The following is a 12,595-nucleotide window of genomic DNA, read 5'->3' as shown; positions in this document are numbered from 1 at the left end:
CAGATGTTATTGCAAATCATTACCATTTGCATTAGCGTTGTTAACAAATTTCATCAGGAAAGCACCGTTAATGAAGATGGCATGGAGTGGTTTGGTGATTGGGCTGGGGACGATGTCGGCTCAGGCGATGCCGTGTTCGACGCCCTCCGTTCAGGGAGAGCAGCAGGGGAAATTTGATGCCAGCGGCGAGATCTGCTTTGTGCTTCCCGCGCTGAGTGAAAATTATGTTTCGGCCACCCTGTCGGGGATTACCGATGCTCGTTTGCTGGACGGCCAGAACCGCCGCATCCGTACTTTACTGGAAGGCGGCCCGGCCGATGGCGAGCATCAACTGTTGTTTTCTTTGCCGGTACAACAGGCCACCTCGCTGGTGTTGCACGGTAATGAGGGCGCTCGCTGGCGGTTTACATGGCAGATGAAAGAGACCACGCCGCTGCCGAAAATACAGCGCGTCGCTCCCGTCAGCCCAACCTTGCAGCAACTGGAAAAAGCGCTGGCGGCAGGCGCCGGAACCGCCCATTTCTGGCAGGATCTACAGCGCAACGGCACGCCGCTGGTGGAGCCGGTTGACGACAGCCATAAGCGGGTTACGTTTCTGTGGCGCGGTGCGAAGCAGAACGTTTTTATTCTCGGTTCTCCGGCAGGCGATCACGATCCTCTGTTCCGCCTGGGCGATTCCGACGTCTGGTTCCGCAGCTATGTGGTGCCTGCGGATACGGTAATGCAGTACAAACTGGCGCCGGATGTTCCGTTGGTGAACGGTTCGCCGCGCGATCAGCGGCGGGCGATTCTGGTCAGCGCGCAGAGAGATCCGCTTAACCCGCTGACGCTTGGCGAGAAGTATGCCGATCGCTGGAATCAGTTTTCCCTTCTCGATCTGAGTCCCGTGCGCTTTTGCTCTGCGCAAGCTACCGCGCAGCCTGTTCGTTACGGTTCGCTTACGCGCAAAACATTGTTCAGCGAACGTCTGGGCAACAGTCGTGAAATTGCGATTTATCGCCCACACAGCGCGCAACCGGCACGCTGGACGCTGATGCTGTTTGACGGCAAAACGTATCTTGATGATTACCATATCGATCGCGTGCTGGATGGGCTGATCGCGCGCCATCAACTGCCGCCGATAAACGTGGTGTTTATTGATACGCTCGATCACGCCAGACGGGCGAAAGAGCTGCCGCCGAACCCTGATTTTGCCGACTTCATGGCGCATGAATTATTGCCCTGGCTGCGTCAGCAGGGGATAACAACGCAGCGACAAAAAACGGTGCTGGCGGGCTCCAGCTATGGCGGGCTGGCGTCATCCTGGGTCGCGTTGCGCTATCCGCGTCTGTTCGGTAACGTGCTGAGTTTATCCGGTTCGTACTGGTGGGCGCCAAAAGACGAGGAGGCCAGCTGGCTGACGCGTCAGTACCAGAATTCGCCGCGTTATCCTGTCCGCTTCTGGTTGCAGGCTGGCCGCTTTGAAACCAAAGGCCCGGACGGCGGTATTTATCGCAACACGCTGGAATTTGCGCAGGTACTACGTGAAAAAGGCTATCCGGTGAGTTTTCATCCGTGGTCAAGCGGGCACGATTACGCCGCGTGGTGTGAAGCGCTGGTTCACGGTATGCGGGATTTCACCGGCTTAGTCAGCCAGCGAAAACCAGCGACGCCAGATAAAGCGGATCACGAAATATTCGAGAGCGCCAAGCGTTAAAAACCACAGGCAAAACAGCAGGGTGTAAAGCTGGTTGAGATCCATTAAATGGAAGGTCGCAACCAGCTTTTGCGCCAGTACCATGCCAGGCGAGGGCACAGGCAGCAGCAGGCAGGAGAGAAAAGCCATCAGCAGGATGCCGGCAGCGGTCATCAACGATTCAAGCGGGTGTTTCATGGCATTGTTAAACTTGAGTTAAAAAGCCATTGTCCGGGATATCGCCGGGTAACGCAAATCGTCGCCTACTGACCCGCCCAGATCTCGCAATGTTTTTTCACCAGCCCAATCAGCGAACCGCCATCCGTCACAAACTCCCGCATCTGCCGCGCTTCATTCAGCCCATTTTTCACCTGTAGGCGCAGAGCGTTAATGGCGCTGGCGGCGCCGACTTTATCTGCGGAGGAGGCGACATTCTCCAGCAGGCGTAGCGTGTCATCAGACAGCAGGTGATGGTCGCCGGTGTGGACATCGGTCAATGTTCCCTCCAGACCATACCGACAGGCCTGAAAGTGGTTGAATTTGTACAGCAGATAATCCCGCTCCTGATGCCTGAACGGGCGCTCGGTCAGCAGCCAGTGGGCCGTCGCCTGAATCAGCCCCGCGATATTGACCGCATGAGCAAGGGTCAGAGGCGTATCCATTACCCGAACTTCTACCGTGCCGAAGTGAGGGCTGGGACGGATATCCCAGTGCAGATCTTTGATGCTGTCGATCATGCTGGTGTACGCGAGGCGGCGGAACAGCCCTTCACATTCCTGCCAGTTGCTGGCCCACGGCATCGGGCCGTTATCAGGAAAGCTTGAGAAGATATTCAGCCGGGCGCTGGAAAAACGGGTATCTGACCCTTGCATATACGGCGATGCCGCCGCCAGCGCAATAAAGTGAGGAACAAAGCGCGACAGACCATGCAGGAGGTAGATAGCGTCATCACCGTTCGCGCATCCAATATGGACGTGCTGACCAAATACCGTCGCCTGCTGAATCAGATAACCGAAGTTTTCCAGCGTACGCTGGTAGCGCGCATTGTCGCACACCTCCTGGCGCTGCCACTTTTGAAAAGGGTGCGTGCCCCCGCCGCAGATTTCAAGATGATGGTCTGCGGCAGCCTGCAAAATCACCTGCTGCATGGCGGAGAACTGCGCCGCCGCCTGGTCAATGTTGCGGCAGACTCCCGTCGCCATCTCAAGCATGCTTTCGGTGATATCGTGCTTCACTTCTCCGGCGGTGAGTTGGGATTTGACGGCGTCAATCAGGGTGGAAGAGTCCTGGCTTAAATCGTAACCCGGCGGATTGACCACCTGCATTTCCAGTTCAATTCCCAGCGTAAACGGTTCGGAAACGTGAAAATCGGGTAGCGGCATAACGTTCTCTTTTGTCAGGGCGTTGCGTTGAGTATAGATGTCAGGGAGGAGGGGGCGTGGTCTTTTCCCGCTCAGCAGCAGAGCGGGAAAAAGAGGCGGGATTAACGCAGCGGCGGCTGACGCACGGGCGCATCACCTGCGACGTAATAGCTTGCGGTGCTCTTTGCCAGCGGTTCGCGGCCACGAATCGCATCGGCCATCTTCTCGCCGATCATAATGGTGGTGGCGTTCAGGTTGCCGGTGATAATTTGCGGCATAATGGAGGCGTCCACCACGCGCAGATTTTCCACGCCGTGAACCCGGCCTTCGCCGTCGACTACCGCCATTTCGTCGTAACCCATTTTGCAGGTGCCGCAAGGATGAAACGCGGTCTCCGCGTGGTCGCGCACAAACGCATCCAGCTGTTCGTCGGTCTGGCACGTAATGCCAGGGCTGATTTCGCGTCCACGGTATTTGTCCAGCGCAGGCTGGTTGATGATTTCACGCGTGATGCGTATGGCATCGCGGAACTCCTGCCAGTCCTGCCCGGTAGACATATAGTTAAACAGAATGGCCGGATGCTCGCGCGGATCGCGCGATTTAATGTGCACATGCCCACGGCTGGGTGAGCGCATCGAACCGACATGACACTGAAAACCGTGTTCTTTCACCGCATTCGAGCCGTTGTAATTAATCGCCACCGGCAGGAAGTGATACTGAATATTCGGCCAGCTAAACGCTTCGCTGCTGCGGATAAATCCACCTGCCTCAAAATGGTTGCTGGCGCCCACGCCGGTGCCGCCAAATAACCACTCAGCGCCAATTTTCGGCTGGTTCCACCATTGCAATGCCGGGTAGAGAGAGACGGGTTCTTTGCACTCATACTGTAGATACATCTCCAGATGGTCCTGCAAGTTTTCACCCACGCCCGGCAGGTGGTGCACCAGCGGAATATCAAACGCTTTCAGCAGCGATGCGTCACCCACGCCGGAGCGTTGCAGGATTTGCGGCGACGCAATGGCGCCCGCGCACAGCAACACCTCTTTACGCGCCATCGCCCGGGTCGGGATGGTGCTGTCGCCTTCCAGCCACTCAACGCCTGACGCTTTTTTACCTTCGAATAGAATATGGTCGGTCAGCGCATGGGTGATGATGGTCAGATTCGGCCGACCTTTGGCCTGATCGAGATACCCGCGTGCCGTACTGGCGCGTCGTCCTTGTGGCGTCACGGTTCTGTCCATCGGCCCAAACCCCTCCTGCTGATAGCCGTTGAGGTCGTCGGTACGTGGATATCCCGCCTGGACGCCCGCTTCTATCATCGCATGGAACAGTGGGTTGTTATTGTGCTTTGGCGTGGCGACGCTTACCGGGCCGTCGCCGCCGTGGTAGTCGTTGGGGCCGATATCACGGGTTTCCGCCTTGCGGTAATAGGGCAGGCAGTTGAGGTAACTCCAGTGTTCGAGGCCTGGCTCCTGCGCCCAGTTGTCGAGATCCATCGCGTTGCCGCGAATGTAGCACATGCCGTTAATCAGCGATGAGCCGCCCAGCCCTTTACCACGGCCGCACTCCATGCGGCGGTAGTTCATATGCGGCTCCGGTTCGGTCTCATACGCCCAGTTATAACGTTTACCCTGTAGCGGAAACGCCAGCGCGGCAGGCATCTGGGTGCGGAAATCCGCACGGTAGTCCGGGCCGCCCGCTTCCAGCAGCAACACGGTGGTGTCGCTGTCTTCGGTCAGCCGTGTTGCCAGTACGTTGCCCGCCGAACCGGCGCCAATAATGATGTAGTCAAAATGCAAACAAACCTCCTGGTTAAAATATGGATTGAAACTGACCCATCTCAACCTGGATGGACTTCACCTGGGTGTAGCTTTGCAGCGTCATAACGCCGTTCTCGCGACCAATACCGGAATGCTTGTAGCCGCCGACCGGCATTTCAGCAGGAGATTCCCCCCAGGTATTGATCCAGCAGATCCCCGCTTCAAGCTGGTGGATTGCGCGATGAGCGCGGTTGAGATCGGCTGTCACTACCCCGGCGGCCAGTCCGTAATCGGTGTTATTGGCGCGGCGGATCGCCTCTTCTTCGTTTTCGTAGGTCAGAATGGACATCACCGGGCCGAAAATTTCTTCGCGTACGATGGTCATCTCATCCCGGCAGTCGGTGAATACGGTGGGGGCGACCCAGGCGCCGTTATCAAACGCTTCGCCTTTTAATACGTCGCCGCCGCAAAGCAGCGTTGCGCCTTCCGCTTTTCCGCTGGCGATATAGCGCAGAACGTTGTCGCGATGAGGGAAGCTCACCAGTGGGCCAAAATTGGTTGCCGGGTCAGACAGATCGCCTGCGCGAATGCGGCTTACGCGCGCCAGAATTTTTTGCTCGAAGGCGCTTTTCATGTGCGCCGGAATGAATACGCGCGTGCCGTTGGTGCAGACCTGGCCGGAGCTGAAGAAGTTCGCCATCATGGCGATATCCGCCGCGAGGTCGGGGTCCGCGTCGTCAAAGATAATCAGCGGTGATTTGCCGCCCAGCTCCATCGTCACCTCTTTCAGCGATGAAGCCGCTGAATTGGCCATCACTTTCTTGCCGCTGGCGACGCCGCCGGTGAAGGAGATTTTGGCGATATCAGGATGTTCCGTCAGGAACTGCCCTGTTTCCGCGCCGGTGCCTGGCAGCACGTTGAATACGCCGTCCGGGAGACCGGCTTCGCTGTAGATTTCTGCCAGTTTTAACGCGGTTAGCGGCGTGACTTCACTGGGTTTGAAGATCATGGCATTGCCTGCCGCCAGCGCCGGAGCGGATTTCCACAGGGCGATTTGAATGGGGTAGTTCCATGCGCCGATCCCGGCCACCACGCCCAGCGGCTCGCGACGGGTGTAGACGAATGACGTCTCGCGTAGCGGGATCTGGCTGCCTTCCAGGGCTGGGATCAGCCCGGCGTAATACTCAAGCACGTCTGCGCCGGTGACGATGTCCACGCTGGCGGTTTCGCTCAGTGGTTTACCGGTATCGAGCGTTTCCAGTTGCGCCAGCTCGTCATTGCGTTCACGCAGAATATCAACTGCCCGACGCAGGATTCGCGAGCGCGCCATTGCGCTCATCGCGGCCCACATTTTTTGCCCGCGCTGCGCGCTTTTCACGGCGCGATCGACATCGTCGCGGCCTGCGGCCTGTACGGTAGCCAGTACCTCGCCGTTAGCGGGATTGATCGTCTCAAAGGTGCGACCGCTGGTGGCGGCAGTATATGCGCCGTCAATATAAAGCTGTTGTTCTGCCATTCGGGGCATGAGTTCTCCTCGGTTAGTCAGTGGCGTTCGGCAAATGCTGACTGATGAAATGGGTGGTCAGCGCCTGAGCGAGACTGAGATTAAACGGTTTTCCGCTCAGCGCGGCGCGTAGCCACAGTCCATCGATAAGCGCCGCCAGGCCATAACCGGCCTGTTGAGCCTGCTGGCGCGGAAGTTCGCGCCTGAATTCATACACAATGTTCGACAGCAGCCGCTTGCTGGCGACCTGTTGCAGGCGGTAGAGCATCGGCTGATGCATGCTGCTTGCCCAGAATGCGAGCCAGGCTTTCATCGCGGCCTGGCTTATCTGACTGTCGTCAAAGTTGCCCGCTACGATGGCGCGCAAACGCAATTCTGCGCTGGCCTCTGGAAGGGCATGCAACCGACGCAGGACGGCATAGCGAAGCTGGCTGGTGATGTCGCGCATCGTCGCTTCCAGCAATCCATTTTTATCCTTGAAATAGTGACTGATGATGCCGGTCGACACGCCTGCTCGTCGGGCTATTTGCGCAATGGTCGCGTCATGCATCCCGACTTCATTAATGGCCTCCAGGGTGGCGTCAATCAGTTGCCTGCGACGAAGGGTTTGCATCCCCACTTTGGGCATTTTTATCGCTCCAGTCATCAGTTATGGTTATGTATTAAACCGTTTTTTGATTGGACGTTCAATATAAAATGTGTCTTAATTGTTATCAATTTAGCGGTTAACAGGTAAGGGGAATGTAATGGGATATTAGATAAAATTAATAAAAACAATAGATTGAAAATATCATCATTTCTGTTAATAAGGCTATTTTTGCAAATCTGTTAAAAATTCCATCGCCTTACAGAATCTCAAAAAGTTAGCTGCTCGACAGAGTAGTCACCGTTACTTAATCAGAGGTAATCGATGACGAACCTTGCTCAGAACAGAGAAAAGGACAAAATCAATCCCGTTGTGTTTTATACGTCTGCCGGACTGATTTTGTTGTTTTCCCTGACGACCATTTTTTTTAGTGATTTCTCCGCAGTCTGGATCGGCCGCACGCTGAACTGGGTCTCCAGAACGTTTGGCTGGTACTATCTGCTGGCCGCCACGCTCTATATCGTTTTTGTCATATTCATTGCCTGCTCGCGTTTCGGTTCCGTCAAACTCGGGCCTGAGCAGTCAAAGCCGGAATTTAGTCTGCTAAGCTGGGCGGCAATGCTTTTCGCCGCCGGGATTGGCATCGACCTGATGTTCTTCTCGGTGGCGGAGCCCGTCACCCAATATATGCAGCCGCCGGAAGGAGCAGGGCAGACCATTGAAGCCGCCCGCCAGTCGATGGTCTGGACGCTGTTTCACTACGGCCTGACCGGTTGGTCGATGTATGCGTTAATGGGGATGGCGCTTGGCTACTTTAGCTATCGCTATAACCTGCCGCTGACCATTCGCTCGGCGCTCTATCCGATCTTCGGTAAGCGCATCAACGGGCCGATTGGGCATAGCGTGGATATTGCCGCAGTTATCGGCACCATCTTTGGTATCGCCACGACGCTGGGGATTGGTGTGGTGCAGCTCAATTACGGTCTGAGCGTGCTGTTTGATATCCCGGATTCAATGGCGGCCAAAGCGGCGCTGATTGTGCTGTCGGTGGTGATCGCCACGATCTCGGTGACTTCTGGCGTGGACAAAGGCATTCGGGTTCTGTCGGAGCTGAATGTGCTGCTGGCACTGGGGTTGATCCTCTTTGTGCTGTTTATGGGGGACACCTCATTCCTGCTCAATGCGCTGGTGCTGAATGTGGGCGACTACGTTAACCGCTTTATGGGGATGACGTTGAACAGCTTTGCGTTCGACAGGCCGGTTGAGTGGATGAACAACTGGACGCTCTTTTTCTGGGCGTGGTGGGTTGCGTGGTCGCCGTTTGTCGGGCTGTTCCTGGCGCGTATTTCGCGTGGCCGCACCATTCGCCAGTTTGTCTTCGGTACGTTGATTATCCCGTTCACTTTCACCCTGCTGTGGCTGTCGGTGTTTGGCAATAGTGCGCTGTATGAAATCATTCATGGCGATGCCGGTTTTGCCGAAGAAGCGATGGCGCACCCTGAGCGCGGCTTTTATAGCCTGCTGGCGCAGTATCCGGCCTTCACCTTCAGCGCGTCTGTCGCCACAATCACCGGTCTGTTGTTCTATGTGACATCGGCGGACTCCGGTGCGTTGGTGCTGGGCAATTTCACCTCAAAACTGAAAGACATCAACAGCGATGCGCCAGCCTGGCTGCGTGTTTTCTGGTCGGTAGCGATTGGCCTGCTGACGCTGGGGATGCTGATGACCAATGGGATTTCAGCGCTGCAAAACACGACGGTGATCATGGGGCTGCCGTTTAGTTTTGTGATCTTCTTCATTATGGCGGGATTGTATAAATCATTGAAAGTTGAAGATTATCGTCGGGAAAGCGCCAGTCGTCATACCGCGCCGCGTCCGATGGGCGTGCAGGACCGGCTGAGCTGGAAAAAACGACTGTCGCGCCTGATGAACTACCCGGGAACGCGCTATACCCGCGAAATGATGGAGAAGGTATGTTTCCCGGCAATGGAAGAGGTCGCCCATGAGCTGCAACTGCGCGGCGCATCGGTGGAGCTGAAAAGTATGCCGCCGCAGGAAGGGGAAAACCTTGGTCATCTGGATCTGCGGGTTCATATGGGCGATGAGCGCAACTTTATCTATCAGATCTGGCCGCAGCAGTACGCAATCCCCGGCTTTACCTACCGGGCGCGTAGCGGCAAATCGAGCTATTACCGGCTGGAAACGTTCCTGCTGGAAGGAAGCCAGGGAAATGACCTGATGGACTACAGCAAAGAGCAGGTGATTACGGACATTCTCGATCAGTATGAACGTCATCTGAACTTTATTCATCTGGATCGTGAAGCGCCTGGCAACGGGGTGTTGTTCCCGGGAATGTAAGCGGATCTCACGTTTTCTGAAAATAGTTCCGTCAACCTTGAGGCTAACAACCCGAACACGACAATTCGGCTTGTTAGTCTCTTCTTCGCATGGAGGCGATATATGCTGACGAAATACGCTTTTATGGCAATTCTTGTGCTCCGCAGTCAGCAATGGCTGCGGGCAAATTCTACAGGGCGGACGCGCAGAGCGTAATGACCTGACCGTCGTACTCACGCCACGAAATATCCACTGTGCAATCAGCAAGCTGCGGCGAAAACGCCGACGTCATTTGCATGGTTAGATGTGTTTTCGTCACTGAAACGATCCTGGCGCTGGCAAAACCCGGTAACGTTGCCGCGCGATCGGAGAACGCTTTATAGACGCTCTCTTTGGCGGAAAACGCCAGGGTTAACGCGAGCGGAAAAGGGAGAGAACTGCGCTGTAAAACGCGTTGTTCATCGTCATCGACGATACTGCTGGTGAGTTCTGCTGCCGTTTGAGGCGTGAAGATTGCTTCGATATCAACCCCTACCGGAGTGAGGGAGACGACTGCCAGCGCCGTGGCGGCGCTGTGGCTGATACTGCCGAACAGGCCTTCCGGCCACAAGGGCTGCCGTTTATCGCCGATAGCGGGTACGGTTTTGTGTCCATATTCAGTCAGAGCATGAAACGCGGCGAGACGTCCCGCTAAATGTTCAGCCTGACGTTTTCGCCCGGCGGGAAGCAGCTGCGCGTGATGCGGCAACCAGAGCAGATCGTGTTCGTGGAAGCTATCGATATCGAACCCGATAAGATGAAGTTTGTGGCGGGAAAAAGAGAGGGGGGTGTAAGTGGTTCGCATGGTTTCTCATAAAAACCCTCTCCCCGTTCAGGGAGAGGGCGGTCGTTATCAGAAGCGTGTGTTAACGCCCATGTACCATGTACGACCCGGTTCGTTGTAGGTGTAAGCACCTGCACCGTACATATAAGCGCCGGTCGCGTCGTTACCCGTGGTCTGGGCATTCCCCGCACGCCATTGACGCTTGTCGAAGACGTTATCCACGCCGCCGGTCAGGCTGACGTTTTTGGTTACGTCCCAGGTCGCGCTCAGGCCGACAATGCTGTACGGGCTGACTTCATCTTTCTCAGAGCCGGTAGCAGGCTGGCCCTTATAGTTGTATTTCTTCGGCTGCTGCTTGCCGTACCAGGTGAAGGTTGACTGCACTGACACATCCTGATGTACCTGCCAGCTCAGGGTTGAGTTCAGCGTGTACTCCGGGATGATCGACAGACGATCGCCGGTTGTTTTGTTCTTGCTCTGTAGCATGTAGGTAATGTTGTTGGTCCAGTTTATCGCATCGCTGACCGGAATATTCAACGATCCTTCCAGACCTTCTACCACGGCCTTCGGCACGTTTTCCCACTGGTAGATATCGGTTTGCACTTTACCTGAAGAGGTATGGCCGACTGGCGCATAGCCCGCTTCAATCTTATCGCGGTAGTCGTTACGGAACCAGGTCACACCGGCCTGCCAGCCGTCGTGTTTCCACTCAAGACCAATCTCTTTGTTGACGCTGGTTTCCGCTTTCAGGTCATCGTTACCCATCATGTAGCAACCGACGCCATCGGAGCTTGCATAGCAACCCTGGCCTTTGCTGTACAGCAGGTAGTTCGGGTTGGTCTGATAGAGGCTCGGTGCTTTATAGGCACGGGCGATACCCATCTTCAGGGTGAAATCATCGCCCAGCGCCTGCGACAGGTTCAGGGACGGGCTCCAGTTGTTGCCGACGATAGTGTGGTGATCAAAGCGCAGCGCCGGGGTCAGCATGGTGCTGTCAGTTATCTCCATGTTGTTCTCGGCAAACAGGGAGAAGATTTCTGCGGATGAGTACGGACTGCGGTCGTCGCTCATGCCTGGGATGGCTCCGCCCTGTTGAGCCTGAGTATTCGAGGCGGAATCTTTCATACGCTGCTGGTTCCACTCAGTACCCAGCGTCAGGTTTTGATTAACGATGAAATCAAGCGGCAGGTTAATTTCACTGTGCAACATCACGTCGGCCAGGTCGGTGTCGGTGAATTCGTCGCTGTTGAACAACCCTTCGAGACCGCCCGCCAGCCCTTCGCCCAGACGCGAGTTGCGGGTGTGCTCATACTGTGCCCAGTTGCTGGTGGTGATACCGTTATCCCAGCCGCCGTTCCAGGTCACTGCGAAGTTCTGGCGATAAATACGGTTAGTCTCTTTACCGTAGTTTTTCTTCACCAGGGCATTGTCGTTATTGGTGTTTTGGGTGTCACCCGCGTAAAGGTTGTTCTGGCGGCTGTAGCCTGCTTCAAACTCCAGCGCCTGCATTGGCGCGAAATCCCAACGTACGACACCATTAATATCTTTGTTTTCAACCCCTTCGCGACCTGCTGGCAGGGTGTTGGCGTAGGCGCCGGTACGCTCAGACTGGTGGCCCTGGTTGATGTCCCAGGCGTCGGCCTGAGTTTTATCCAGGTTGCCGTACATGCGGAAGCTGAATTCGCCGCCCAGCGGGCCGCTCAGGCTAAAGTTGGTGCGCTTGGTGGAACCTTCGTCTTTGTGTTCCGGTGCATTCAGATAAGTGTTCCACGAACCATGCCACTGATCGTCGAATTTCTTGGTGATGATGTTTACCACGCCGCCCGCTGCGCCGTTGCCGTAACGTGCCGCCGCAGGGCCACGAATCACATCAATGCGTTCGATCATCTCTGGCGGCACCCAACCGGTATCGCCACGGGTGTCACGCTCGCCGCGCCAGCCCAGACGGATGGAGTTGCGGCTGGTCACCGGTTTGCCGTCGATCAGAATCAGGGTGTTTTCCGGGCCCATGCCGCGAATGTCGATCTGGCGGTTGTTGCCGCGCTGGCCGCTGGTTGAGTTACCGGTCAGGTTCACGCCCGGCATGGTGCGGATGATTTCGGCAACGTCGCGAGCGGGAGGATTTTTACGGATTTCGTCGGCGGTGATGGTCGATACGCCCGGTGCCTGGAGGTTCTGCTGGGCGGCGGTGACCACGATGGTGTCTTCATGAAGCGCTGCGCTATCAGTGGTCTCCTCCGCCATAACAGGCAGTGCGACCCCATAAATTCCCAGATTGACCAGTAAGGCCAGGGAATGAATCTTATTGTTCATTGTATTTCCTGCTTATCTTTATTTAGCCACATGCGCCAAACTCTCGTGGTGAGGTGTTTAGCCTGATGTCGCCCACATCTGCGAAAGCCATACATTCCAGAAAAAGCACGCAGTGCAGGTTTCAGGTTGTGTTTCTCATTTGAACGTGGCGTCAATGCACGAATGAGAGACCCAGCCTGGGTGGTGAAATAATGTTCGCGCTTCCCACGGCGCGACAATACTCTATTGCAAATGAA

9 protein-coding genes are annotated in these 12,595 nt (G+C 55.9%); 2 read left to right on the top strand and 7 right to left on the bottom strand.

Annotated features, from left to right (window positions below; translation table 11 throughout):
- Positions 1–70: 70 nt before the first annotated feature.
- On the top strand, positions 71–1,696 hold the full coding sequence (locus OGW17_RS15335; protein ID WP_071259811.1) for an alpha/beta hydrolase-fold protein: 1,626 nt from the start codon (positions 71–73) through the stop codon (positions 1,694–1,696).
- Here OGW17_RS15335 and OGW17_RS15330 read toward each other — a convergent pair.
- The 5 genes from OGW17_RS15330 to betI form a co-directional block, all read right to left on the bottom strand.
- A complete protein-coding gene (locus OGW17_RS15330; protein ID WP_012133415.1) occupies positions 1,625–1,873 on the bottom strand; it encodes a DUF1158 domain-containing protein in 249 nt (82 codons plus the stop codon). The two genes, OGW17_RS15335 and OGW17_RS15330, sit on opposite strands and share 72 nt — an antisense overlap.
- A 65-nt stretch (positions 1,874–1,938) precedes the next feature.
- Positions 1,939–3,057, bottom strand: coding sequence for a YbdK family carboxylate-amine ligase (locus tag OGW17_RS15325; RefSeq protein WP_071259809.1), 1,119 nt, complete (start codon positions 3,055–3,057; stop codon positions 1,939–1,941).
- 101 nt (positions 3,058–3,158) lie between these two features.
- Positions 3,159–4,835, bottom strand: a complete 1,677-nt coding sequence (gene betA / locus OGW17_RS15320) for a choline dehydrogenase (RefSeq protein WP_012133412.1) — start codon at positions 4,833–4,835, stop codon at positions 3,159–3,161.
- 13 nt (positions 4,836–4,848) lie between these two features.
- Complete coding sequence (betB, locus tag OGW17_RS15315; protein WP_071259806.1) at positions 4,849–6,321, bottom strand: betaine-aldehyde dehydrogenase; 1,473 nt, start codon at positions 6,319–6,321, stop codon at positions 4,849–4,851.
- 13 nt (positions 6,322–6,334) lie between these two features.
- A complete protein-coding gene (betI, locus tag OGW17_RS15310; RefSeq protein ID WP_024130562.1) occupies positions 6,335–6,928 on the bottom strand; it encodes a transcriptional regulator BetI in 594 nt (197 codons plus the stop codon).
- Positions 6,929–7,210: 282 nt separating this feature from the next.
- On the opposite strand from betI, the gene OGW17_RS15305 reads away from it, so the two are divergent.
- Entirely contained in the window at positions 7,211–9,244 is a 2,034-nt protein-coding gene (locus tag OGW17_RS15305; RefSeq protein WP_047458253.1) for a choline transporter, read from the top strand.
- 169 nt (positions 9,245–9,413) lie between these two features.
- On the opposite strand, the gene entD is transcribed toward OGW17_RS15305, so the two are convergent.
- On the bottom strand, positions 9,414–10,067 hold the full coding sequence (gene entD, locus OGW17_RS15300) for an enterobactin synthase subunit EntD (protein ID WP_071259803.1): 654 nt from the start codon (positions 10,065–10,067) through the stop codon (positions 9,414–9,416).
- Positions 10,068–10,115: 48 nt separating this feature from the next.
- Positions 10,116–12,359, bottom strand: a complete 2,244-nt coding sequence (locus tag OGW17_RS15295) for a TonB-dependent siderophore receptor (RefSeq protein ID WP_012133407.1) — start codon at positions 12,357–12,359, stop codon at positions 10,116–10,118.
- Positions 12,360–12,595: the final 236 nt, after the last annotated feature.

This window comes from Citrobacter sp. CK181, assembly GCF_030333595.1.
Classification (GTDB): domain Bacteria; phylum Pseudomonadota; class Gammaproteobacteria; order Enterobacterales; family Enterobacteriaceae; genus Citrobacter_B; species Citrobacter_B koseri.
The sequence above is the reverse complement of the archived record's forward strand: the minus strand, read 5'-3'. Positions and strand labels throughout refer to the sequence as shown.